Origin of the sequence: Vibrio genomosp. F10 str. ZF-129, from assembly GCF_000287055.2 — a bacterium.
In the GTDB taxonomy this organism is placed as follows: Bacteria; Pseudomonadota; Gammaproteobacteria; order Enterobacterales; family Vibrionaceae; genus Vibrio.
The window spans coordinates 1-25,599 of sequence record NZ_AJYQ02000075.1 but is presented as its reverse complement, the minus strand read 5'-3'; the positions used below and the strand labels follow the sequence as shown (position 1 = coordinate 25,599).

The following is a 25,599-nucleotide window of genomic DNA, read 5'->3' as shown; positions in this document are numbered from 1 at the left end:
TACGCTGTCGGTCTCTGTTGCACGTTTGCATACGCGCCGCGTATAGACGAGTACGTGAGCAGCAATACCGGTTCACCGAACGTGAACATGAAAGGTATCCAGGTTTAATAATTAAGAGGACGAGTTGATGTCACAACCACAAAGTGCAATTTTGCCTGAAGCAGGTCCATTTGCCCAATACACACTATTGAAAATCAAGCAGAATACGAGCCGCGTACTTGAACACCTTAAAACGTTACCAGCGTTAGTTGCTAAACTGAACGAGGCTCAACCCGAATCAAGTCTAACGATATCCATCGCGTTTACTCGTTCATGCTGGTCAACATTAGAACAATCGATGCCAGAAGAGCTGATGGATTTCCCTGTTCTTGGCAAAGGCGACACCATTGCTCCAAGCAGCGATGTCGATGTGTTGATTCACTGCCATTCAAACCGTCACGATCTCCACTTTTATGTATTAAGAAAGTTAATGGCTGAGATTGAACAAGATATTGAGGTCGTTGACGAAACCTATGGATATCGCTACCTCGATTCTCGTGATATGACGGATTTTATTGACGGCACCGAGAATCCTAAAGAGAAAGTACGTGAAGACGTTGCCATTATTCCTGAAGGTGAGTTTGTCGGTGGCAGCTATGTCATGGTTCAACGCTTTATTCACGATTTACCTTCATGGCACCGATTAAACGTTTCTGCTCAAGAGAAAGTGATTGGCCGAACTAAACCTGATTCTATTGAACTAGACGATGTTCCAGCAGCTTCTCATGTTGGGCGTGTGGATATCAAAGAAGAAGGCAAAGCGGTTAAGATCGTGCGCCATAGCCTGCCGTATGGAAGCGTCAGTGGCGAACATGGCCTGTTGTTTATTGCCTATTGTAATCGTGTGCATAACTTCAAGGTTATGTTAGAAAGCATGTACGGAGAGACCGATGGAAAAACGGACCAGTTACTGCGCTTTACCAAGGCGGTGACAGGGGCTTATTTCTTTGCGCCATCAGAATCGTTGCTTCAAGCACTTAGCGTAAAATAATGCCCAAGCATTAAGAATAAAAAGACTAAAAAAAAACGAGCTATATGCTCGTTTTTTTATTAAAGGTTCTTCTCTAATCACCGATACATAATTAAGCCTCTGTTTTGTGTGAGCCAATGTTTATCATTGGCGGTATATAAAACAAACAGAGTAAATCATCTTTAATGACCTGAGGGTTTTATGGCCGTAACCGTGAATACGAATGTTTCAGCAATGACTGCGCAGCGCCACCTTGGTAATGCGACGACGATGCTGAACCAGTCCTTAGAGCGCTTAGCTTCTGGGAATCGTATAAACAGCGCTAAAGATGATGCTGCAGGTCTACAGATTTCCAATCGCTTGGAATCTCAAATGCGTGGCTTGGACGTCGCAGTCCGAAATGCCAATGATGGTATCTCTATCATGCAAACGGCCGAAGGCGCGATGCAAGAATCCACTCATTTGCTTCAAAGAATGCGAGACCTTTCTTTGCAGTCAGCTAATGGGTCAAATAGCCAGTCTGAAAGAATTGCGCTTCAGGAAGAAATGAGCGCTTTGAACTCAGAATTGAATAGAATCGCTGAAACGACCTCTTTTGGTGGTCGAAAACTGCTCAACGGCTCCTTTGCGTCCTCCTCTTTTCAGATTGGTGCCAGTTCGGGAGAGGCCGTGCAAGTCTCGCTGAAATCGATGCGTTCCGATAACCTAGCCATGGGCGGTTTTAGTTATATTGCGGATGCAAAAACAGATTCAAACTGGCGGGTTGGCTCAGGGAATCCAATGCTCAATATGCAGTTTACTGATGAGTTTGGTGAGCAACAGAACATCAAGATTACCGCTAAGGCCGGTGATGATATTGAGCAACTGGCGACCTATATTAATGGTCAAACCGATCAAGTATCGGCGTCTGTAAACGATCAAGGTCAACTGCAGATTTATATGTCAGGCAAAGAGACATCAGGCGCCATCGCGTTTTCTGGTAATTTAGCCTCTCAGTTACAACTTTCTCTGCAAGGTTATGAAGCGGTTGATAATGTCGATATCACTGACGTGGGCGGGGCGCAACGAGCGGTTGCAGTGATTGATACTGCTCTAGAGTATGTTGATAGTCATAGAGCTGAACTCGGTGCGTTACAAAATCGATTTGGTCATGCGATTAACAACCTAGATAATGTACATGAGAACCTTGCTGCCTCGAACAGTCGCATTAAAGATACCGATTACGCGAAAGAAACAACCCAAATGATCAAGCAACAAATCCTCCAACAAGTGAGCACTTCTATTTTGGCGCAAGCTAAGCAACAGCCAAATTTAGCATTAACCCTATTAGGTTAATGCCTAGCCATCGTTACTTCTGTACATCAAGTTTATCCATTAGCGGGAAAACGTCGTCACCACTTGACTCCTTTTCTATTACTGTAATGGAAAACGTTATTGTCATCATGGAGCGTTTCTGGGCTTAAGCAGAAAGCGCGAAAGTATCGACCAAGTTAAACAAACCTTTAACAATAAAAACGCAATTGTTGTGTTTTTGACCGACCTATCACGATTTATGCTTCAAAAGCACTTAATTTAAAAAAAACATAAAAAAAGTCTCAAGGTTTGGAAAATTGCGCCGTTAATAAAAGTAACTTTAAAAGAACAGTTTGGTTTTTCGAGAATTCGAAAACCGGAACCATCGGAAGATCAATTGGAGATATACCATGGCAGTGAACGTAAATACTAACGTATCAGCAATGACAGCACAGCGTTACCTTAACAGTGCAAATAACGCACAGCAGACGTCAATGGAACGTTTATCATCTGGCTTTAAAATCAATAGCGCTAAAGATGATGCTGCTGGCCTTCAAATTTCAAACCGCTTGAATGTTCAAAGCCGCGGTCTTGATGTAGCAGTACGAAATGCAAATGATGGTATTTCGATTGCACAAACTGCTGAAGGTGCAATGAACGAAACGACAAACATCCTGCAACGTATGCGTGATTTGTCTCTTCAATCTGCTAACGGATCTAATTCAAAATCTGAGCGTGTAGCGATTCAAGAAGAAGTCAGTGCACTAAACAACGAACTAAACCGTATTGCAGAAACGACATCATTTGGTGGTAACAAACTACTGAACGGTACGTTCGAAACTAAGTCTTTCCAAATTGGTGCAGACAACGGTGAAGCGGTTATGCTGTCTTTGAAAGACATGCGTAGCGACAACGCAGAAATGGGTGGTACAAGCTATAAAACCACTAACGGTCAAGATAAAGACTGGTCAGTACAAGCTGGTGGTGCTGATTTAACCATGGCGTTCAAAGACAAGTTTGGTCAAGACCAGGCACTGACTATCAACGCGAAAGAAGGCGATGATATTGAGCAGCTAGCGACGTACATCAATGGTCAACAAGACTTCATTAAAGCGTCTGTTAATGAAGACGGACAACTACAAATGTTAGCAGGTAGCAACAAAGTAGAAGGTGATGTGGCGTTTGGTGGTGCTCTTGCTGGTGAACTTGGTTTCGAACCAGGCCAGGCGGTGACAGTTGACACTATTGACGTAAGAACCGTTGGTGGCGCTCAAGAGTCCGTTGCCATTGTTGATGCGGCATTGAATTTTGTCGATAGCCACCGTGCTGAACTGGGTGCTTTCCAAAACCGTTTCGACCACGCTATCAGTAACTTAGATAACATTAACGAAAATGTAAATGCGTCTAAGAGCCGAATCAAAGACACGGACTTTGCTAAAGAAACAACGGCACTAACTAAGTCTCAAATTCTTTCGCAAGCATCAAGCTCTATTCTTGCTCAAGCGAAACAAGCGCCAAACTCAGCACTCAGCCTACTTGGTTAATCGCTGACAGGTTAGTTTACAGAGAATCAATTCTCAAAGTAGCTCTTCTATTGAGTGAAATAAAAATCCGGCTTAGGCTGGATTTTTTCTGTCTATCGCTAAAGTAAGTTTGAGTAATAGAATATCCAATGTTATTCGTTCCACTGATATTTGAATTCAACGTCCGCTTATAGCTGATAATCACCACGACGCCAGTTATTAGCGATTTGATTGCGTATTTATTTGTTCTTAATCACAAATTTAATCGGTACAAAATAAAATTAAAAAATAATTAAATATTTCCTAAAGCTTATTTCGCCTCGGCCGTTACAGGACTGAGAGAAATGAGATGCGTCAATGTGAGGTGAGAGACACGACGGCGCATCAACCTAAATGCCGAAGGAGATCAAATATGGCAATTAACGTAAACACAAATGTGTCGGCGATGACCGCGCAGCGCTATCTAAATGGTGCTGCCGACGGAACTCAAAAGTCGATGGAACGCCTATCGTCGGGGTACAAGATAAATAGTGCTCGAGATGATGCGGCAGGTCTTCAAATTGCTAACCGTCTAACTTCGCAAAGCCGCGGTTTAGATATGGCGGTAAAAAACGCAAATGATGGTATCTCGATTGCTCAGACAGCTGAAGGAGCAATGAACGAAACCACCAATATCTTACAACGAATGCGCGACCTTTCCCTTCAATCCTCTAATGGTTCGAATTCTCGTTCTGAACGTGTTGCTATCCAAGAAGAAGTTTCGGCACTGAATAACGAATTGAATCGTATTGCAGAAACAACCTCGTTTGGTGGTAACAAACTGCTTAATGGTTCATTTGGTACTCAGTCATTTCAGATCGGTGCAAGCTCAGGTGAGGCAGTAATGCTCAACATGGGCAATATGCGATCGGATACCATGGCGATGGGTGGCAGAAGCTATGTTGCTACAAATGGTCAATCACCAGACTGGAAGGTCGATGCAGCGACGGATCTTACTCTGAACTATAATGATCAAAATGGGGTTGCTAAATCACTGTCAATTGAAGCGAAACAAGGCGACGATTTAGAGCAGTTGGCGACTTATATCAATGGTCAAAGCGAAGATGTGAAAGCGTCCGTTGGTGAAGAAGGTAAGCTTCAACTGTTTGCTTCATCACAGAAAGTCTCTGGTGATGTGACTATCGGTGGTGGTTTAGGCGGTGAAATTGGATTTGGTGCAGGCCAAGATATGACGGTTGCTGATGTTGATGTCACCACGGTTGCTGGATCGCAACAAGGCGTCTCGATCATTGATAGTGCATTGACGGCGGTAGATAGTCAGCGGGCATCATTGGGTGCGTTCCAAAATCGATTTGGGCATGCGATCAGTAACTTGGACAACATCAACGAGAACGTAAACCAATCTCGTAGTCGTATTCAAGATACCGATTATGCTAAGGAAACAACGCAAATGACGAAATCGCAAATACTGCAACAAGCGAGTACGTCAGTGCTAGCTCAAGCAAAGCAGTCACCATCTGCAGCGCTTAGCTTGTTAGGTTGATCGGTAGGTTTCGTCAGGAGCTTATTGGGAAAAGTAGCGTTTAGCGTTACTGACCTATAAGGTGGAAGGGAGACTGTTATGGACATATCATCCAATGCATCGATCATCCAGCCTTACGGCTCAAATGGTGGCATTAAACTTGCTTCAGAAAACAATGGTGCACCTAATGTTTCCTACCGAAAGGAGAGTAATGCAGCATCACAAGTAAACCAAAATCACGTAAAGTCTGTTGAGGCGACAATTGAGCTGGTTAAACAGCGCGAACAGCTGAACAAACAAGAGCGAGAGGCGATGGTAGAGCAGATGAATGATTTCATTTCTTCTATTAATACCGGTTTATCCTTCCGTGTTGATGAGCAATCAGGAAGGGATGTTGTTACCATCTATGAGGCCAGTACTGGTGATATTATCCGCCAGATACCGGAAGAGGAGATGTTAGAGGTGTTAGGACGTCTTAGAGATCAGGCAGCCCGTTATTCATCTGGGCTGGTTATTGATAAGGTATAATCGTGTTTTTTGAGGTGATTTAATGAGTTTAGGCCCTATGGGGATGAATACTGGCATGGATATCAATTCTATGGTCAGCAAAATTGTCAATGCAGAGCGTATGCCTAAACAGCAACGTATTGACAATGAGCGGACTAATATTGATGCGAGTATTAGCGCCTATGGTCGACTCAAAGAGTCGCTGGATACGATGAAAAATCTCATGGCCAGCTTTCGGCAAGAGAAAGCGTTTGCAGCCAGAACCGTCGGCACCTCAAATGAGGGTGTCGTCGCTGCAACCGCGAATACGGAAGCCATGGCCGGCAGATATTCTGTCGATGTGTTGCAGCTTGCACAGAGTCATAAAGTCGCATCGGATGTATTGTCTGATGATGATAAATTTGGCCCTGGTAAGCTGCAGATTCAATTAGGAAGAAACGATTTCACCATTGATGTGAAAGACAACGCCAGCCTAGTTGATGTAGTAAGAGAAATAAACGGCAACAAAAGTAACCCAGGTGTTCGTGCCTCGGTGATTAATGATGTCGATGGCCCAAGGCTTATCGTTGCATCAAACCTTTCTGGGCAAGAAAACGCCATCAAAATTTCAGCCCAAACAGACGACAGTTTAAATCCGCTAAATAAACTGGAATACAAAACACTTGAAGAACGTGTTAAAGATTTAGAAAAAGCCCGTTCTGCTGCGCAAGAACTGATCAGTCCACTATCCCCAATCGAGCAACAATTGGCGCAAAAAGTTGCCGACACGATCAGTGATGCTGCAAAAGATGTGGATCAAGAGTTGGCTGATGAAGCATCTCAGGCCGCGATTAACGCTGATCCTAATGCTGAAAAAGCTGGCTTGGCAGGCAATGAACTTTCTAAAGATGCGATAGCAGCAGCAACAGATGCAAACAAATATGTGAAGCCTCAAGATCGGATTCCTGGCTGGACGGAAACAGCATCCGGAACGTTACTCGATTCTTACTATGAGCCGGATCCAGAGCTCGATGCAAAAGCGTTAGAAAAATCTTCAGATGTCCCTGGTTGGAGCAATAGCGCATCGGGAACCTTAACCGACTCGTATGTGACACCGAAAGAAGCCAAACAAGAACTCGAAAGAAAGCTTGCAGCAGAGCAAGCCGCGATCGAGCGGGCGGTTCAAAGTGGTGAGCTAAGCCCAGAGCAGGCTAAGGAAATTGAAAGGGCAAAATTAACGCCGGAAGAACGCGCCTATTTAGAGCGTGTTGACAAAGCGGACGCTGATTTAAAATCGGCACAAAGTGCTTTCGATTCCTATATGGGGATGACACAGGTTCAAGCCGCGCAAGATTCAAAAGTCATGCTTGATGGTGTCGCTCAGCTTTCAAGCAATAATAATGTGATTGAGAATGCCATCGAAGGCGTTGACCTTTCTATCAAAGGCAAAACCGATCCAAGCAAACCGCCTGCGGAAATTGATATCGAATACGACAGGCAAGGGGTCCGAGAGGATATCGAACAGTTCGTCGCCGCCTACAACCAGTTTTATCAGACCAGTAAAGAGTTAGGTGGCGTAGACCCTCGTACAGGGCAAGCTGGCCCACTGGCAGGCGATAGCATTGTACGCAGTGCAGACTCACGATTGAAGTCTGTGTTTTCATCGAGTATTGAGCCTGCACCAGACGAACTAAAGTCATTGACTGAATTTGGTATCACCACGACTCGTCAAGGTACGCTTGAAATCAACTACAATATGCTTGATCGCCAACTGAATAATAATTTTACTAAACTGGGTGATTTCTTCGGTGGCAACCAGGGTTTTGCTAAAAAAGTGGAAGATGCCATCCACAGTATGACCAATGCAACGGGATCGATAAGAACTCGAGAGCAGAGCTTGGTGGAGAGAAATTACCGCCTAGCAGACGACCAAGCGGCACTCGATCGCCGGATGGAAGGTCTAGAGAAGCGGACTCATTCAAAATTTGCCAGCATGCAGGACTCAACCAGTAAAATGCAATACCAACTGGCCGGCATGATGAATGCATTAGGTTAATGGTATGATTACCGACAGCAACGTAGCGGCAATGAATGAAATTCGTGATATTGATCACCAAATTAAAGGAATTTTACAAACAAATGACTTTAATGCTGAAGATATTATTGAGCTGGTCGATAAAAGGGAACGGATATTGCAAAATATCTTAAACTATATAAAAGAAAATCCGAGTTTTGCTGAGTCAGATGATTGGCTCTCTTTAGTTGAACAGACAAAACAAATCGTCACGCTGATGCAATCAGAAACAATGAAAATTGGCAGTACACTCAAAAAGTACCGTTACGGCAACAAGTCTGTTCAGCAATACAAGAAGTTTTTATAAAAGAGGAACGTTATGCGTGGTTCATTACAGGCATACAAAAAGGTATCAGTAGACAGTCAGTTGAGTGCGGCGTCACCGCATAAAATTGTGCAAATGCTTATGGCGGGTGCTATTGAGCGACTGATCCAAGGAAAAGCCGCGATGCAACAGGGTAATATTCCAGTGAAAGGTGAACGCCTAGGTAAGGCTCTGGACATCATTATTAGCCTGAGAAGCTGTTTATCGATGAGTGATGGCGGAGATGTTGCCAAAAACTTGGATCAACTCTATGAGTTCATGATCACTCAAATTTCTGCGGCAAACCATAAAAATGACCCTCAGCCGATAGACGATGTTATCGATATTATTCGTGAAATTAAGTCAGCTTGGGATCAAATTCCGACGGAATATCATAACTTGACCGCCTCTGACGTTGGTATCTAATTCCTAAGCAAAAGATGACATTAACCTCACAACGAGTAATTGCTTAGTTGCCTTATTTTTTTAATCAAATAAAATAGAAGCCACTTACAGTATTGTAGTGGCTTTTTTGTTGCTGATTTATATAAATTGTCTATCGTTATAGTAGCTCTTATCAAAGTAAGCGCCTTGTTTCCGGACTATTAGATTTAGCCACCAACTTATCAAAATGAAGGCAATCATTCTCACCTATGCATGGTTTATCAAAAATACTTGTGATTGAAGATGACGCACAAGTGCGAATTAATCTCAGTAATATTTTAGAATTCGTTGGAGAGCAGTGCGAAGTAGTGACGTCGGATCATATCGAGGATATCGATTGGTCAAAGTTTTCAGCAGGATGCATTCTTGGTTCTATACAAGGGGAAGCACTGCCTTCTAGCTTGAGTCAACAGCTTTCATCTGTTCATCACATCCCACTCTTGGTCGCGGGCAAACACGCGTACCCTGTAGACGACTATCCACAATACGTTGGAGAGTTAGAGTTTCCCCTAAATTACCCGCAACTTAGCGAGGCGCTGAGACACTGCAAAGACTTTCTTGGTCGTAAAGGCGTTCAAACTTCTCTATCAAGGAAAAACACGTTATTTCGCAGTTTAGTCGGTCAAAGCCTTGGTATTCAAGAAGTCCGACATTTGATTGAACAAGTGTCGGATACGGAAGCGAATGTCTTAATTCTAGGCGAATCGGGCACGGGTAAAGAAGTGGTCGCGCGTAACATTCATTATCACTCCACGCGTCGTAAGGGCCCTTTTGTACCGATAAACTGTGGGGCTATTCCTCCTGATTTACTGGAAAGTGAATTGTTTGGTCATGAAAAAGGTGCGTTTACTGGGGCAATCACCTCAAGAAAAGGGCGGTTCGAGCTTGCAGAAGGTGGAACGCTTTTCCTCGATGAAATTGGCGACATGCCTATGCCTATGCAAGTCAAGCTGCTGCGTGTTCTTCAGGAACGCTGTTTTGAGCGTGTCGGTGGAAATACCACGATCCGAGTCAATGTGCGGGTGGTTGCAGCCACGCATCGAAACTTAGAAGAGATGATTGCTGCGGAGTCTTTTCGCGAAGATCTTTATTATCGCTTGAACGTTTTTCCGATTGAAATGCCGGCATTAAAACATCGTAAAGATGATATTCCGCTATTACTCCAAGAATTAATGACTCGAATGGAAGCCGAAGGCGGTCAGCCTATTTGTTTCACTCCGAGGTCGATTAACTCGTTAATGGAGCATGACTGGCCGGGTAATGTTCGGGAGTTAGCGAATTTGATTGAGCGGATGATCATTTTGTACCCGAATAGCTTGGTGGATGTGAATCATCTTCCAACTAAGTATCGCTACAGTGATATTCCAGAATTTCAGCCTGAAAACACCAGCTTTGCTTCAATTGAAGAACAAGAGCGTGACGTGTTGGCCGATATTTTCTCAGAAGATTTCAGTTTAGATAATGTCGCCCCATTTCATGAGCAGATGATCGCAAATTCTCCACAATCTCTTCCACCAGAAGGTCTTAATCTAAAAGAGCTCTTGGCTGATCTCGAAGTGAACATGATCAATCAAGCACTTGATGCTCAAGGTGGCGTTGTTGCTCGAGCCGCTGATATGCTTGGGATGAGACGAACAACGCTTGTTGAAAAAATGCGTAAGTATGATATCCAGCGATAGCCTGTCAATTAGTTGACATTTCAATGGTTTGGATGTAACCCGTTGATTTAAAATGGAAATAGCCTGGCTTGTTAATTGCATGCCAGGCTATTGTCCTTTTATTGGCAGAAAATCGACTATTGGCAGAAAATCGACATGCAAACATCAGAATCCACAGAACACCAGTCGCACCTAGACACGCTTGAAGACCAAGTCGAGCGCTACAAACAAGTGCTCGACGTTATGCCCGCCGGTGTCATTTTGCTCGATACCCAAGGTGTTGTGCGTGAAGCCAATCCAGAAGCCCAAAAGCTCTTAGAAGTCTCTTTGATTGGAGAAAAGTGGTTTACCGTTATTCAATCTGCCTTTGCTCCGCGAGAAGATGATGGACACGAAATCTCGTTACGCAATGGTCGCAAAGTCAGATTAGCGATTTCTGCATCGAACACCGGCCAACTGATTTTAATTACCGATCTCACTGAGACTCGATTACTTCAATCAAGAATTGGCGATCTTCAGCGTTTGTCATCGCTGGGGAAAATGGTGGCTTCGTTAGCGCACCAAGTACGAACGCCACTCTCTAGTGCGATGCTATATGCATCCAATCTGGCAGCACCGAACCTGCCACTGGCCACGAAAGACCGTTTTCAATCTAAACTTATGGATAGGCTGCATGATTTAGAAAAGCAAGTGAATGACATGCTGTTGTTTGCTAAAGGCGGTGATAATAAAGTCGTGAAGTCATTCACGATTGGAGAATTAGTTGCAGAGTTTAATCCAATGGTGGAAACGGCACTGAAACATAACCACATAGATTACTGCTTAGAAGTCGAACAAGAGCAAACGACCTTATTAGGCAACGCCAATGCCATCGCTTCTGCATTAAGTAACTTGGTATTGAATGCCATTCAGATCAGTGGGAAAAATGCACAGATTGATGTGTTCTTCCGACCTGTTAATGACATGCTTAAAATCTCGGTGCAAGACAGTGGGCCGGGTGTACCTAAAGAGCTACAAAGCAAAATTATGGAGCCGTTCTTTACCACGCGGTCTCAAGGGACGGGCTTAGGTCTAGCCGTGGTACAAATGGTTTGTCGGGCTCATGATGGTCAATTAGAGCTTATTTCAGAGCAAGGCGATGGCGCATGTTTCACCATGTGCCTACCCTTAAAGTTAAACGCTTCAGATACGCAAGAGACGATTCCTGCAGCTCAAATGTCGGATTTGGAATCAGCAGTCACCACTAACGGAGAATAACAATGGCGCAAAGTAAAGTCTTGATAGTAGAAGATGATGAAGGACTACGTGAAGCTTTAGTCGATACATTGGCATTAGCCGGTTATGAATGGTTAGAAGCGGACAGTGCAGAAGACGCGTTGGTTAAGCTGAAATCTAACTCTGTTGATATTGTGGTTTCTGATGTACAAATGGCAGGGATGGGTGGCCTGGCACTGTTGCGAAACATCAAACAACATTGGCCAAATTTACCCGTGCTACTCATGACAGCTTACGCCAATATTGAAGATGCTGTCTCTGCGATGAAAGATGGGGCAATAGACTATATGGCGAAACCTTTTGCGCCTGAAGTCTTGCTCAATATGGTCAGCCGTTACGCGCCAGTTAAATCTGATGACAATGGTGATGCCATCGTTGCCGATGAAAAAAGTCTAAAATTATTGGCACTTGCTGATAAAGTCGCAAAAACCGACGCCAACGTCATGGTGCTTGGCCCGAGTGGTTCTGGTAAAGAGGTGATGTCTCGATACATTCATAACGCGTCAAACAGAAAAGATGGACCATTTGTTGCGATCAACTGTGCGGCAATTCCAGATAATATGTTAGAAGCCACACTGTTTGGTTACGAAAAAGGCGCGTTTACTGGAGCGGTACAAGCTTGTCCAGGGAAATTTGAGCAAGCACAAGGCGGAACCATTTTGCTCGATGAAATCAGTGAGATGGATTTAAATCTTCAAGCCAAATTGTTACGTGTCATACAAGAACGCGAAGTCGAGCGTTTAGGCAGTCGAAAAAGTGTTCAACTGGACGTGCGCGTTCTAGCCACCAGTAACCGAGACTTAAAGCAGTATGTACAAGAAGGTAATTTCCGAGAAGATCTCTACTATCGACTGAACGTCTTCCCAATTACCTGGCCTGCGCTTAGCGAAAGACCCGGAGATATCCAACCGCTCGCTCAGCATTTGGTTGAGAGACACTGTAAAAAGCTCGGTATCCCTGTGCCACAGCTTAACGCTCAAGCCTTAAGCAAGTTGCTTCAATACAGCTGGCCTGGAAATGTTCGTGAACTGGACAATGTGGTCCAGCGTGCGTTGATATTAAGCGACAATCAAAACATTACCGGTGAGCATATCTTACTTGAAGGGATCGATTGGCAAGACGCTAGTGGGTTACAGCAAGTGGTTGAAACGGGGATAGCGGCACCGTCCATTAACCCCGTTGCTGAGGTTGGTTCATCCAGTGCGGTGACTTCTGCTTCATCTGGGTTGGGTGGAGAGTTGCGAGATCAAGAGTACAGCATCATTTTAGATACATTGGTCGAGTGCAATGGTCGCCGTAAAGAGATGGCCGAAAAATTGGGTATTAGCCCCCGAACATTACGCTACAAGCTGGCTAAAATGAGAGATGCGGGCATTGATGTACCGGGCTAAAAAGTAATGAAGGATGCGACAAAAAATAATGGCATATTAATTGCTGCTTACCTAATAAGAATGAACATAAGTCAAAGAATTGGCATTTGAGGTTGTGATGATAGTTAACGGTCTACAAGGCGAAATGCAAGCGCTCATGTTTGAAGCCACGAATACAAAACCGACCGCTACAGGGCAAAGTGTTGGTGCCGATTTTGGCAATATGTTGAACAAAGCGATCAATAACGTTAATGGACTTTCCAAATCGTCAAGCGACTTTCAAATGCGCTTTGACCGAGGCGATGAAGACGTTTCGTTGTCGGATGTAATGATCGCTCGTAATAAATCGAGTGTTGCTTTTGAAGCAACGATTCAGGTGCGCAACAAATTGGTTGAAGCGTACAAAGAACTTATGAACATGCCAGTATAATTTAGGTAGTAAACGTGACTGACGATAACCAAAATACAGACTTAGCATTAACGGATTCTGCAGACAGTCACTCGATGGTCACAAGCTCCGATCTTGATACACAAACGCAAAACCCCGATCTCGACGAAAAAAGCTCATCAAAATTTGATATGGCGATTGGTGATTTAGACCTACTTCGTCAAGTCGTTCTAGTCCTTTCTATCTCTATCTGCGTTGCACTCATTGTGATGCTTTTTTTCTGGGTGAAAGAGCCTGAAATGCGCCCACTCGGGGCTTATGAAACAGAAGAGCTTATCCCCGTTCTTGATTACCTTGATCAGCAAAAACTCGATTACAAACTAGAAGGTAATACCATTCTAGTTCCGGTGAATAACTACAATAATTTAAAACTCAACCTAGCGCGTGCTGGTCTTAACCAACAGGGCAGTGCTGGTGACGATATTCTGCTTCAAGACATGGGTTTTGGTGTTTCTCAGCGATTAGAGTTGGAACGTTTAAAACTAAGCCGGGAACGTCAACTGTCTAAAACTATGGAAGAAATGAAACAAGTGCGTAAGGCTCGTGTGTTACTGGCACTTCCCAAGCAAAGCGTGTTTGTTCGTCATAACCAAGAAGCATCGGCCTCCGTATTTTTGACACTCAGAACAGGAGCGTCGCTCAAACAAGGTGAAGTCGACTCTATTGTTGATATGGTCGGCAGTGCGGTACCCGGCATGAAACCGACGCGAGTCACGGTGACGGATCAACACGGCCGCTTACTTAGTTCAGGCTCTCAAGACCCAGCATCAGCTGCGCGCCGAAAAGAGCACGAATTAGAAAGAAAACAAGAACAAGCGGTACGCGAAAAAATAGATTCAGTTCTCATTCCTATCCTTGGCTTTGGGAACTACACCGCTCAAGTAGATATCGAACTGGATTTCAGCGCCATTGAACAAACCAGTAAACGTTTTGATCCAAATACCCCAGCAACTCGCAGTGAGTACACCTTGGAAGATTACAATAACGGTAATGTCGTTGCTGGTATTCCTGGGGCGCTCAGTAATCAACCTCCAGCGGACGCATCGATTCCTCAAGACGTTGCACAAATGAAAGATGGCTCACTAACCGGCCAAGGCTCTGTGCACCGAGAAGCGACACGAAACTTCGAATTAGATACCACCATCAGCCACGAAAGACGTCAAACAGGCATTGTGAATCGCCAAACCGTCGCAGTCGCCATAAAAAATCGTTCTTCCGTGAATCCGGAAACAGGAGAAACGACGTACACTTCACTTAGCGAAGGTGACTTAAACTCGATCCGTCAGGTTCTGGTTGGGGCTGTAGGTTTTAATGAAGGCCGAGGCGATTTACTCAATGTACTGAGTATGAACTTTGCTCAGCCTGAAATTGAAAACATTGCAGATGTGCCTATTTGGGAACACCCTAACTTTAACGATTGGATTCGTTGGTTTGCGAGCGCACTCGTCATTGTCGTTGTGATATTAGTCCTTGTACGTCCAGCGATGAAAAAACTGCTTAACCCAACCGCTGACGATGATGAACAGATGTACGGTCCAGATGGATTACCGATTGGCGCCGATGGCGAAACCAGCTTAATTGGCGGTGAAATTGAAGGTGGTGAGTTATTTGAGTTCGGTTCTAGCATTGATTTACCGAACCTGCATAAAGATGAAGATGTGCTAAAAGCAGTTCGCGCATTAGTGGCTAATGAACCTGAGCTCGCCGCTCAAGTTGTGAAAAATTGGATGGAAGATGCCTAACGATATTGTACCCCAAGATAATGGGGAAGGCGGCAATGAAGTCACCGTCGACATAGCAACCATTACCGGTGATGAAAAAGCAGCGATCTTGCTGCTGAGTCTGAATGAAGAAGATGCCGCAGGCATTATTCGTCACCTAGAGCCGAAGCAGGTTCAAAGGGTGGGTAGTGCCATGGCGAAAGCATCGGATCTTAGCCAAGAAAAAGTGGGGGCTGTTCACCGAGCATTTTTAGAAGACATCCAGAAATACACCAATATCGGTATGGGCAGCGAAGACTTTATGCGAAATGCATTAGTGGCTGCGTTGGGTGAAGACAAGGCCAATAATCTTGTTGACCAAATACTGTTAGGCACCGGCTCAAAAGGCTTGGATTCATTGAAATGGATGGACCCACGTCAAGTTGCCAGTATCATCATCAATGAGCACCCTCAGATTCAAACCATCGTATTGTCTTACCTGGAAGCGGATCAATCGGCGGAGATATTGTCTCAGTTTGCAGAACGTGATCGCTTAGACTTAATGATGCGAATTGCCAACCTTGAAGAAGTTCAACCATCAGCACTGGCTGAATTGAACGAAATCATGGAGAAGCAGTTTGCGGGTCAAGCTGGTGCGCAAGCGGCCAAAATTGGTGGCCTGAAAGCCGCTGCTGAAATCATGAACTACATGGACAATAATGTTGAAGGCACCTTGATGGATCAAATCCGAGATCAAGATGAAGATATGGCAACGCAAATTCAAGATCTTATGTTTGTCTTTGAAAACCTTATTGAAGTCGATGACCAAGGTATTCAAAAACTGCTGCGTGATGTACCGCAAGATGTATTGCAAAAATCTCTCAAAGGCGCAGACGATGGATTACGAGACAAGATCTTCAAGAACATGTCGAAACGTGCTGCTGAGATGATGAGTGATGACTTAGAAGCGATGCCTCCGGTTAAAGTTTCTGATGTAGAGGCGGCGCAAAAAGAGATTCTTGCTATTGCACGTCGAATGGCCGATAACGGAGAGATCATGCTTTCTGGTGGTGCTGACGAATTCTTGTAATTCATGCTGTTGAGAATGCAATGCTGTTATCACGTTAATCAAACCATAGCACGTTAAGCAATGACACTGAGTCTAACTATCAAACAATAGAATAAACAATCTATCAAATAATCACGCTAATAAAGGATTCCCATGTCAGGTGAAAGAAAACGTGGCTTTTTACGCCTTGATGATGAATCAGTCGCTCAACCTAAAAAGTGGGGGCTGCCTGATTATGGGGCAGAGGTGAATAAAAACGCCAAAGAAACAGCGATGAATTATGACCCTAGCTGGGTTCCTAGTTTTGAAGATCCGGTTGAAGAAGCCCCTTTACAGCTGACGAACGATGAAATTGAACAGATCAAACAAGGTGCGTATCAGGAAGGTTTGCTGCAAGGCCAAGAAGCCGGCTTTAAACAAGGATACGACAAAGGCAAAGAGCAGGGTATAGAAGAAGGCCGTACAGAAGGGCTAGAACTGGGTAAGTCCGAAGGGCTTGTTGCTGGGCAATCGTTCATTGACGAGCAAGTGGCGACTTTTGTTTCTTTAGCTAACCAGTTTGCTCAGCCATTAGAGCTAATGAACGCGCAAGTTGAAAAACAGTTAGTCGATATGGTGCTACTTTTGGTCAAAGAAGTCGTCCACGTTGAAGTGCAAACCAATCCCCAAGTTATTCTCGATACGGTTAAACAATCCGTGGAAGCCTTACCCGTTTCTGGTCACGCGATTACCCTCAAGTTACATCCAGAAGACGTCGACATTATCCGCCAATCATACGGTGACAAAGAACTCGATTTTCGTAATTGGACACTGCACAGTGAACCGGCTCTTAATCGTGGAGATGTTCAAATTGAAGCTGGCGAGTCGAGTGTAAATTATCGATTAGAAGAGCGAATTCGTAGCGTTATTGCCAGTTTCTGTGGCAGTAATCGCCATCAAGGTGCTGATTAATGCTGCCTTTAGCTGAACGCCTCAACCAATACAAAACGCAGGGTGTGAGCTGTAAACCGGTTGCCTCCGGTAAATTGGTCAGAGTCGTTGGTTTAACATTGGAAGCGACGGGTTGCCGTGCGCCCATCGGTAGCCTCTGTACTGTTGAAACCATGACCGGAGAGATGGAAGCGGAAGTGGTCGGTTTTTCTGGCGATAATCTTTATTTAATGCCCAGTGAGCAAATCACCGGTGTTCTCCCCGGCGCTAAAGTGACCCCACTAACCAGCGAAGTGGGGTTATCGGTGGGAATGGAATTGTTAGGTCGAGTCATTGATGGTGTGGGTAACCCGCTGGATGGTCTGGGCCCAATTTACACTGAACATCGCGCCGCCTTTAATTCTTCCCCTATTAACCCTTTGTCACGTAAACCCATTACCGAACCCTTAGATGTCGGGCTAAAAGCGATCAATGGGTTGCTGACTGTAGGCAAAGGTCAGCGTATTGGGTTGTTTGCGGGCTCTGGTGTCGGAAAATCGGTCACGCTGGGTATGATGACCCGAGGAACAACGGCGCAAGTTGTGGTGGTTGGCCTTATTGGTGAGCGTGGACGAGAAGTAAAAGAATTCATTGAAGAGATTCTCGGTGTCGATGGCCGTCAACGTTCCGTTGTGGTGGCGGCTCCCGCAGATTCTTCACCACTTATGCGTTTGAAAGGCTGTCAAACAGCGTTGACGGTGGCGGAATATTTCCGTGATCAAGGCTTAGATGTGCTATTGCTTATGGATTCCTTGACCCGTTTTGCCCAGGCTCAACGTGAAATTGCGTTGTCCGTGGGCGAACCTCCAGCAACGAAAGGGTACCCACCCTCGGTGTTTGCGAAGTTGCCTGCTTTGGTAGAAAGAGCTGGAAATGGCGGTGAGCATCAAGGTTCGATTACCGCATTTTTCACCGTATTAACGGAAGGGGATGATTTACAAGACCCTATCGCTGATGCCTCACGTGCGATTCTTGATGGTCACATTGTTTTATCTCGTGAAATGGCCGATGCAGGCCATTATCCAGCGATTGACGTAGAAAAATCAGTCAGCCGTGTGATGCCACAGATTACCACCGATGAACATATGCTGATGTCCAAAGCGGTAAGGCAAGTTCTTTCTATCTGTCGGAAAAACCAAGATCTTGTTTCGATTGGTGCCTATAAACCAGGTACTGACCCAGGCATTGACAGTGCGTTCACGCTTAAGCCGAGGTTGGATGAATACCTGCAGCAAAGTATGAAAGAAAGTGTGCCTTACGCGATGTGTGTCGGGATGTTGAAAAACGTTTTGCAGATAGAGTCATAGCAAAATGGAAAACGCACTAGGCTTTTTACTGGAGCAATCTAAAGACCGAGAAAACCAGGCGGTTCTGGCTCTTAATCAAGCGAACGCAGAGCTGAATAATTACTATGAGCAACTCTCCCAGATTGAAAAATACCGTTTAGATTACTGTCAGCAACTGATTGATCGTGGGAAAGAAGGATTGACGGCCAGTCAGTATGGTCATTTGAATCGATTCCTCACTCAACTCGACGAGACACTGGCGAAGCAGAAACAAGCGGAATCGCACTTTAAAAGCCAAGTCGATAATTGTCAGGCGCATTGGTTAGAAGTGCGTAAGCAGCGCCGGTCTTATGAGTGGTTGTTGGAAAAGAAACAGACAGAAAAACAAAAACTTCAAGAGATACGTGAGCAGAAACAACTCGATGAGTTTTCAACGCTGCAGTTTAGCCGTAACAAATCGAATAAGGATCTCTTTTAGCGGAAAATATTGGCTTATTTCTTGCAAAAACTAAATGCTATCTCAATTTTTAGTATCGTCTTACCGCCCGTAATCCTGATTGAGTATGGCTTAACCCGTTTTCTTGCTGAGAGTGTGACCTGTATGAATATTAATCTAAAGCCAGTTTCCGATAGCCCTAATATAAAATCTGTCCAGTCAGGCTCTGATTCAGCATCGACCTTATCAGAAGGGACAGCGTCAGAATCTGGAGGCTTTTTTGCCAAGCTGTCTGCCATGGTAGGTGGGTTGATGGACGGTGGTGAGACAAAAGGCAACGAGGAATCGTCTACTGAAACCTCGGTTAAGGCTGGTGAAAAGTCTGAAAATTCAGAAGGTAACGCAAAAGCCATTAAGGGCGCCTCTGCCGATGAAAGTGCCGACGAGATGCTTAAGCAAGCGAGTGAGTCAGATGGAACAACAGAATCAGCAAAGAGTGCAAAGAGCAGTGGTGACGATGCGGATATTGCTGCGGTAAAAGGTGATGTCGATAAACAGAAGCAGAGTGCGGAAAGTAATCGTCGTGATGAAGCGGCGAAGACCGTCAGTGAAAGTGATGAATTGTTGGGTAGGCTCAACGAATCAAATAATGCACTGAAAGACAAAGACGGCAAGCCATTGCCTCAGCAAAGTGAAATCAGCAACAGTCAACACTCAGAAGCAACAAACATGGTGGCACAAGGGGAATCTTCAGAGGGCAATAAAGTTCGTGGTGATGTCGATAACCAAACCGATCAAGAAGTGGCACTCAACGCTCAAAAATCTCAATCCGTTGATAAAAATCATTCAGTGCAACAAGAACAAACAGACACGATTCCTGACTCGATTAAGCCATTTATTGAAAACGAACAGGCCGTTGCTTCCGGCGAGCCACTTTCAGATGAGTCATTGACAGAAATGTCACAGCAAACTGTGGGTCAAGGAAACAATCAAACTTCGGTATCTGAAGAAGACATTGTGGCTGCTGTGATGGCAAAACATGGCGTTAATGGCTCCCAGTCTGGTGATGGGAATACGCAGATATCCGCGAAATCGGGCCTAGAAGGTGAACAGGTATTATCCGGAGATACGGCTATCGATGTTGAAGCTACTCAAGCGGCCAACTCAGCGCAACAACTTGGATCTCAGCAGTTAGTCTCCGAACGCACAGCCTCTCAACCATTATCAGAGCAGAGTGACGGAACAACGAACGCTCAGAATAAAACAGGCTTGTCAGAGCAAGAAGCCGCAGCGGCTGCAAGTTTAGGCGCTGGAGCCATTGCATGGAATAACCCAGTAGCAGTGGAACAAGCGAACCTAGAGCAAGCGGCTCTGCAATCAGGTCGTTCACAGGGGCAACTTCCTCAAACACAAGCAGCGGTTGCCGCGTCCGTTCAGCAGGCTTTGAATCAGTCTCCACAACCTATGTCTTCACAATCTATGTCTCCACAAATGGTTGATAAGTTAGCGGTTGAAAATATGGCTTCAGCCATGCCAGCGGATTTGACTCAAAATCAACTTCAACAAATGATCGCCGCCAATGGCGCCATTCCACCAGGGGTGCATGGACAAGCCAACAATCAAGCGGCGTTAAAAGCCGCTCTGGGCTTAAAAGCCGCTAATGGCATCAATCAAGGCCAGTCTGTTGATCCGAAAGAGGCGGCATTGGCACAGCAAATTGCTCAGGCAACGGGGCAACAACTTCCGACTGCAGCAAGAGCGGAAGCCGCACAAGCTCAGGTCCCTCTACCGTTAAGTCGAGATCTGGCGGGTGAGCAAGTGGCAGAACGAGTTCAAATGATGATGTCAAAGAATTTAAAGAACATTGATATCCGTCTTGACCCACCAGAACTCGGTCGAATGCAAATTAGAATGAATATGAATGGTGATAACACGGCGGTTCATTTCACTGTGACCAATCAACAAGCGAGAGACGTGATTGAGCAATCTATGCCTCGGCTAAGAGAAATGTTAGCCCAGCAAGGGGTACAGTTAGGCGATACATCGGTGCAGCAACAGAACTCAGGACAACAACAAGGGCAATATACGACCAATGAGAATCAAGGGTCAGGTCAAGGATTAGCCAATAATATGGGTGATAGTGACGAAAATATTGATTCAGACACAAAAGTTGATTTGAATGTCACAACAAAGCGTGATGGAATCAGTTATTACGCTTAAACTATACAAAACAAAACGATATAAAAAGAATAAATAGAGATTGTTATGGCTGATGAAGAATTAGAACAAGAACAACCGAAAGGGAAAAGCAAACTCCTGATCATTATCATCGCAGTGGTGGTATTACTGGTTGGTGGCGGTGCTGCTGCATTTTTCCTTATGGGATCCAGTGACTCTGCGGAATCTGGGGCATCGGCTGAGGCGAAAGTGGCGTTGCCTGCTGATCCTGTGGCTTACGTCAATATACCTCAGCCGTTCCTCTTTAATGTGACCGGTGATAAACGCGACAGGTTGGTTCAGATAAAAGTCCAACTGATGGTACGCGGAAGCGAAAATGAAAATCTCGCCCGTTATCATTCACCTTTAATTGAAAGTGCGCTATTGGGTACGTTTGCCTCAGCAACGGTCGATCAGTTACGCAGTGTGGATGGTAGAGTAGAGTTAAGAACGAAGGCCAGCGAAGATATTAAAGCCAGCCTGACACGAGCTGTCGGTCATCCCGTGATTGAACGTGTATTATTTACCGATTTTGTAATTCAGTAGGTGTGAAGTGACCGATCTATTAAGCCAAGACGAAATTGATGCTCTTCTTCATGGTGTAGACGATGTTGATGAGGCCGAAGATGAAGTAGAAGTGGATAATGCCTCCGCGGTTAATTTTGACTTCTCTTCTCAAGACCGAATTGTTCGTGGTCGAATGCCAACGCTTGAGCTTATCAATGAGCGTTTTGCCAGACACCTTCGGATCAGCTTGTTTAACATGCTTAGAAAAACCGCTGAAGTGTCGATTAATGGTGTCCAAATGATGAAGTTTGGTGAGTACCAAAACACATTGTATGTACCGACCAGTCTTAATATGGTGCGTTTCAGACCATTGAAAGGTACGGCGCTTGTCACGATGGAAGCACGATTAGTGTTCATCTTGGTAGAGAACTTCTTCGGTGGTGATGGCCGCTTTCATGCACGAATTGAAGGCCGAGAGTTTACTCCAACAGAAAGACGAATTGTTCAGCTGTTGCTTAAAATAGTATTTGAAGATTACAAAGAAGCCTGGTCACCGGTGATGGGTGTTGAGTTTGAATATCTGGATTCCGAAGTGAACCCAAGTATGGCGAACATTGTTAGCCCAACAGAAGTGATTGTGGTGAGTTCATTCCATATCGAAGTGGATGGTGGCGGTGGTGATTTCCACGTGGTTATGCCGTACTCCATGGTCGAGCCTATACGTGAATTGCTCGATGCGGGTGTTCAGTCGGATAAGATGGAAACCGACATTCGTTGGAGTTCGGCATTGCGTGAAGAGATCATGGACGTTCCTGTTAATTTCCGAGTGAACTTACTTGAGCAAGATATTTCGTTACGTGATCTGATGGAACTTCAAGCGGGTGATATTATTCCTATGGTCATGCCTGAACATGCCACCATGTTTGTCGAAGAACTGCCGACATACCGAGTAAAAATGGGACGCTCGGGAGAAAATTTAGCGGTTCAAGTTTCAGAAAAAATTAAACGTCCTGATGTAGTTAAAACGGATCTCGCTTTCCTTGGCAAAGACATTATGTCTGAATTCGAGGATGATAACGGCGACGATGAAGATGAGTATTAAGAGTAGGTAATAAAGAATGAGTGAACCAAGTGACGACCAGAAACTAGCAGACGAATGGGCAGCTGCGTTGGGAGAGGATCCATCCGCTCCTGAAGTGGATGTTGATGATATTCTGGCAGCACCGCTTGATGAGTTAAAAGATACCTCTTCGCCAATTTCAGAAGACGAGAGACGCAAGCTCGATACCATTTTAGACATTCCGGTGACCATATCTATGGAAGTCGGGCGCTCACAGATCAGTATTCGCAACCTGTTGCAACTCAACCAGGGCTCAGTGGTCGAGCTGGAACGCGTGGCGGGTGAGTCATTGGATGTTTTGGTCAACGGCACGTTGATTGCCCATGGTGAAGTGGTTGTCGTCAATGATAAGTTTGGTATTCGCTTAACGGATGTTATTAGTCAAACGGAACGCATTAAAAAGCTACGATAACCTGGATTCTCAAATAAATGAGATTCTTAGATAACGGCAAGTTTTAGAACAATGAGATGCTTTTATAAATGACAAAGAAAGCGAGCGAATGAAATACGTAGCACTAGCGCTAGTATTTTTGCCATATAGCGCCATGGCAGCCACAGGCAGTGAATTGGATTTAGCGACCACAGTGGGGTCGCTTTTATTCGTTGTTGCTTTGATCTTTTTGTTAGCTTGGGCGCTAAAGAGAATGCGTGTACCCACGATGATGAACCAAAAAGGGTTATCGATTGTTCGTCAAATTCCCGTGGGTACTAAAGAGCGTGTTATGATCATTGAAGCGGGGAAAGAGCAGTTTTTGGTCGGCGTGACGACCCAGTCGATTCAGCTGATTTCAAAACTGGACACCCCGATCACTCAGGAGGAGTTAGCCTCAGGGTCATTTGCGAATCAGATGAGCCAGCTATTGAAGAAAAATGACCAATCATAATCGTTTTATCACATTGATTATCGCGAGTGCGTTGCTGCTTTTCGCCTCGTTCGCTTTTTCTCCGGTCGCATTTGCGCAAGAAGAGCTAGATACTATCATTCCTCCCACCGCAGCGGGTGCATCCAATGTTACGGTGACTGCGATGGACAGAGACCAAGGCGCATCGAGAACGACGGCATCGGGCAGCGTGAGTGGTGGCGGTGGGATTCCAGCTTTCACGATGACGACGAACCCGAATGGTGGTGAAGATTACTCCTTAAACCTGCAAATACTCGCGTTGATGACCATGCTGGGCTTTTTGCCTGCGATGGTTATTTTAATGACCTCTTTCACACGTATTGTGGTGGTCATGTCGATTCTTCGGCAGGCAATGGGTTTGCAACAAACGCCATCGAATCAAGTGATCATCGGTATCGCTATCTTTTTGACCTTCTTCATCATGTCGCCGGTGATCAATGAGATTAACGAAAACGCGGTTCAGCCATATTTAAGTGAGCAAATTCTTGCCAAAGACGCATTTAGCATCGCTCAAGAGCCCTTAAAAACATTCATGCTTAAGCAAACGCGGGTTAAAGATCTGGAGACCTTTGTTAATATTGCAGGTTCCGACGCCCAGAGCCCTGAAGAAGTGTCAATGGCGGTATTAATCCCCGCCTTTATTACATCTGAGTTAAAAACCGCGTTCCAGATCGGCTTCATGCTGTTTTTGCCGTTTTTAATTATTGATTTGGTGGTGGCGTCTATTTTGATGGCAATGGGTATGATGATGCTTTCTCCCATGATTGTATCGCTGCCATTTAAGCTCATGCTTTTTGTACTGGTTGACGGGTGGAATTTAATACTGTCCACGTTAGCCGGTAGTTTTGTCGTGTGACGGGAGATAACAATGACTCCTGAGCTGTTTGTTGAAATATTTAGAGATGCTCTCTGGATGGTATTGATGTTGGTGTGTGCCATCATCATTCCAAGCTTATTGGTTGGTTTGGTTGTGGCGGTGTTTCAAGCTGCCACCTCGATCAATGAACAGACATTGAGCTTTCTGCCTCGTCTTATTGTTACGCTACTTGCCCTGATGTTGTTTGGGCATTGGATGATGCAATCGATGATGGAATACTTTTTTAGCATCATTGAACGACTGCCTCAGATCCTCTATTAAGGCCCTGTTATGGAGTATCCAACCAGCACGGTCTTAGAATTTATTGCCAACTACTTTTGGCCTTACACCCGCATTGCAGCCATGTTGATGGTGATGTCGGTGACTGGGGCTCGGTTTGTCCCTACTCGCGTTCGTTTATACCTAGGTTTGGCGATCACCTTCGCTGTATCTCCAGCCATACCGGAAGTTCCTACTGAAATTGAATTATTCTCGCTTCAAGGTTTTCTCGTCGTGCTTGAGCAAGTGATTATCGGTGTGGCGATGGGCACCATTACTCAGTTTATGATCCAAACCTTTATTATTCTCGGCCAAATATTGGGTATGCAATCGAGTTTGGGTTTTGCTTCTATGGTTGATCCCGCGAACGGACAAAGCACCCCATTGTTGGGTCAGTTATTCATGTTTTTAGCAACGATGTTTTTCCTCTCAACCGACGGTCATTTAAAAATGATCCAGCTGGTGGTGTTTAGTTTTAAAAGCTTGCCGATTGGTTCGGGTTCGCTCACTACCGTCGATTATCGAGAAATTGCACTATGGTTAAGTATCATGTTTAAAGTGTCGTTAAGCATGGCACTCTCAGGCATTATCGCCTTGCTGACCATCAATTTATCGTTTGGTGTGATGACTCGTGCGGCGCCCCAGTTGAATATTTTCTCCTTGGGTTTTGCGTTTGCTTTATTGGTCGGCCTTCTCATCTGTTGGTATATCGTCAGTGGCCTCTTTGCTCATTATGAAATGTTTTGGATTCAGGGTGAGCAGCAAATCTGCCGATTGATAAGATTGGATTGTTAAGAAGTGATTTAGCCGAACCTTTCGGGTAGCACTTGTTGGGTATTGATACTGCGTTAG

25 protein-coding genes are annotated in these 25,599 nt (G+C 44.9%); all 25 read left to right on the top strand.

Annotated elements, in window-relative coordinates:
* The first annotated feature begins 127 nt into the window (after nt 1-127).
* The 25 genes from A1QO_RS07505 (at nt 128) to fliR (ending at nt 25,542) form a co-directional block, all read left to right on the top strand.
* Nucleotides 128-1,030, top strand: coding sequence for a Dyp-type peroxidase (locus tag A1QO_RS07505; RefSeq protein ID WP_017038390.1), 903 nt, complete (start codon nt 128-130; stop codon nt 1,028-1,030).
* Between the two features lie 180 nt (nt 1,031-1,210).
* The gene (locus tag A1QO_RS07500) at nt 1,211-2,344 is read left to right on the top strand and encodes a flagellin (RefSeq protein ID WP_017033272.1); all 1,134 of its coding nucleotides are present in this window, start codon (nt 1,211-1,213) and stop codon (nt 2,342-2,344) included.
* Nucleotides 2,345-2,712: 368 nt separating this feature from the next.
* A complete protein-coding gene (locus A1QO_RS07495; RefSeq protein WP_017033271.1) occupies nt 2,713-3,846 on the top strand; it encodes a flagellin in 1,134 nt (377 codons plus the stop codon).
* A gap of 391 nt (nt 3,847-4,237) precedes the next feature.
* Nucleotides 4,238-5,368 carry a flagellin gene (locus A1QO_RS07490; RefSeq protein WP_017033270.1) on the top strand — a complete coding sequence of 377 codons (1,131 nt, stop codon included), beginning with the start codon at nt 4,238-4,240 and terminating at the stop codon, nt 5,366-5,368.
* Between the two features lie 78 nt (nt 5,369-5,446).
* The gene (gene flaG / locus A1QO_RS07485; protein WP_017033269.1) at nt 5,447-5,875 is read left to right on the top strand and encodes a flagellar protein FlaG; all 429 of its coding nucleotides are present in this window, start codon (nt 5,447-5,449) and stop codon (nt 5,873-5,875) included.
* Between the two features lie 22 nt (nt 5,876-5,897).
* Nucleotides 5,898-7,889 carry a flagellar filament capping protein FliD gene (fliD, locus tag A1QO_RS07480; RefSeq protein WP_017041586.1) on the top strand — a complete coding sequence of 664 codons (1,992 nt, stop codon included), beginning with the start codon at nt 5,898-5,900 and terminating at the stop codon, nt 7,887-7,889.
* Between the two features lie 4 nt (nt 7,890-7,893).
* The gene (locus A1QO_RS07475) at nt 7,894-8,214 is read left to right on the top strand and encodes a flagellar protein FliT (RefSeq protein WP_017041585.1); all 321 of its coding nucleotides are present in this window, start codon (nt 7,894-7,896) and stop codon (nt 8,212-8,214) included.
* A 12-nt stretch (nt 8,215-8,226) separates the two neighbouring features.
* Nucleotides 8,227-8,637, top strand: a complete 411-nt coding sequence (gene fliS, locus A1QO_RS07470; protein WP_017033266.1) for a flagellar export chaperone FliS — start codon at nt 8,227-8,229, stop codon at nt 8,635-8,637.
* A gap of 227 nt (nt 8,638-8,864) precedes the next feature.
* Entirely contained in the window at nt 8,865-10,334 is a 1,470-nt protein-coding gene (locus tag A1QO_RS07465; protein ID WP_017033265.1) for a sigma-54 dependent transcriptional regulator, read from the top strand.
* Nucleotides 10,335-10,469: 135 nt separating this feature from the next.
* On the top strand, nt 10,470-11,570 hold the full coding sequence (locus A1QO_RS07460) for a sensor histidine kinase (protein WP_017041584.1): 1,101 nt from the start codon (nt 10,470-10,472) through the stop codon (nt 11,568-11,570).
* Between the two features lie 2 nt (nt 11,571-11,572).
* Nucleotides 11,573-12,979, top strand: coding sequence for a sigma-54-dependent transcriptional regulator (locus A1QO_RS07455; protein WP_017041583.1), 1,407 nt, complete (start codon nt 11,573-11,575; stop codon nt 12,977-12,979).
* 97 nt (nt 12,980-13,076) lie between these two features.
* On the top strand, nt 13,077-13,388 hold the full coding sequence (gene fliE / locus A1QO_RS07450) for a flagellar hook-basal body complex protein FliE (protein ID WP_017033262.1): 312 nt from the start codon (nt 13,077-13,079) through the stop codon (nt 13,386-13,388).
* A 14-nt stretch (nt 13,389-13,402) separates the two neighbouring features.
* On the top strand, nt 13,403-15,148 hold the full coding sequence (gene fliF / locus A1QO_RS07445) for a flagellar basal-body MS-ring/collar protein FliF (RefSeq protein WP_017033261.1): 1,746 nt from the start codon (nt 13,403-13,405) through the stop codon (nt 15,146-15,148).
* Entirely contained in the window at nt 15,141-16,196 is a 1,056-nt protein-coding gene (gene fliG, locus A1QO_RS07440; protein WP_017033260.1) for a flagellar motor switch protein FliG, read from the top strand. Before fliF ends, fliG begins: the two co-directional genes overlap by 8 nt.
* A 132-nt stretch (nt 16,197-16,328) precedes the next feature.
* Nucleotides 16,329-17,126, top strand: a complete 798-nt coding sequence (gene fliH, locus A1QO_RS07435; protein ID WP_017033259.1) for a flagellar assembly protein FliH — start codon at nt 16,329-16,331, stop codon at nt 17,124-17,126.
* A complete protein-coding gene (gene fliI, locus A1QO_RS07430; RefSeq protein ID WP_017039323.1) occupies nt 17,126-18,451 on the top strand; it encodes a flagellar protein export ATPase FliI in 1,326 nt (441 codons plus the stop codon). Before fliH ends, fliI begins: the two co-directional genes overlap by 1 nt.
* Before the next feature lie 4 nt (nt 18,452-18,455).
* Nucleotides 18,456-18,908 carry a flagellar export protein FliJ gene (gene fliJ / locus A1QO_RS07425; protein ID WP_017033257.1) on the top strand — a complete coding sequence of 151 codons (453 nt, stop codon included), beginning with the start codon at nt 18,456-18,458 and terminating at the stop codon, nt 18,906-18,908.
* A 21-nt stretch (nt 18,909-18,929) separates the two neighbouring features.
* Nucleotides 18,930-21,086: a flagellar hook-length control protein FliK gene (locus A1QO_RS07420; protein WP_017033256.1), complete on the top strand. Its 2,157-nt coding sequence runs from the start codon at nt 18,930-18,932 to the stop codon at nt 21,084-21,086.
* Between the two features lie 45 nt (nt 21,087-21,131).
* Complete coding sequence (gene fliL, locus A1QO_RS07415; protein WP_017038402.1) at nt 21,132-21,629, top strand: flagellar basal body-associated protein FliL; 498 nt, start codon at nt 21,132-21,134, stop codon at nt 21,627-21,629.
* Nucleotides 21,630-21,636: 7 nt separating this feature from the next.
* Nucleotides 21,637-22,692 carry a flagellar motor switch protein FliM gene (gene fliM / locus A1QO_RS07410; protein ID WP_017033254.1) on the top strand — a complete coding sequence of 352 codons (1,056 nt, stop codon included), beginning with the start codon at nt 21,637-21,639 and terminating at the stop codon, nt 22,690-22,692.
* Between the two features lie 16 nt (nt 22,693-22,708).
* Entirely contained in the window at nt 22,709-23,122 is a 414-nt protein-coding gene (gene fliN, locus A1QO_RS07405; protein ID WP_017033253.1) for a flagellar motor switch protein FliN, read from the top strand.
* A gap of 88 nt (nt 23,123-23,210) precedes the next feature.
* Nucleotides 23,211-23,594 (top strand): flagellar biosynthetic protein FliO, encoded by a 384-nt coding sequence (gene fliO / locus A1QO_RS07400; RefSeq protein ID WP_017033252.1) that lies wholly within the window; start codon nt 23,211-23,213, stop codon nt 23,592-23,594.
* Nucleotides 23,581-24,468: a flagellar type III secretion system pore protein FliP gene (fliP, locus tag A1QO_RS07395; protein WP_017033251.1), complete on the top strand. Its 888-nt coding sequence runs from the start codon at nt 23,581-23,583 to the stop codon at nt 24,466-24,468. The genes fliO and fliP overlap by 14 nt, the downstream gene beginning before the upstream one ends.
* A gap of 12 nt (nt 24,469-24,480) precedes the next feature.
* Nucleotides 24,481-24,750, top strand: coding sequence for a flagellar biosynthesis protein FliQ (fliQ, locus tag A1QO_RS07390; protein ID WP_017033250.1), 270 nt, complete (start codon nt 24,481-24,483; stop codon nt 24,748-24,750).
* A gap of 9 nt (nt 24,751-24,759) precedes the next feature.
* Complete coding sequence (gene fliR, locus A1QO_RS07385) at nt 24,760-25,542, top strand: flagellar biosynthetic protein FliR (RefSeq protein ID WP_017033249.1); 783 nt, start codon at nt 24,760-24,762, stop codon at nt 25,540-25,542.
* The last annotated feature ends 57 nt before the right edge of the window (nt 25,543-25,599 follow it).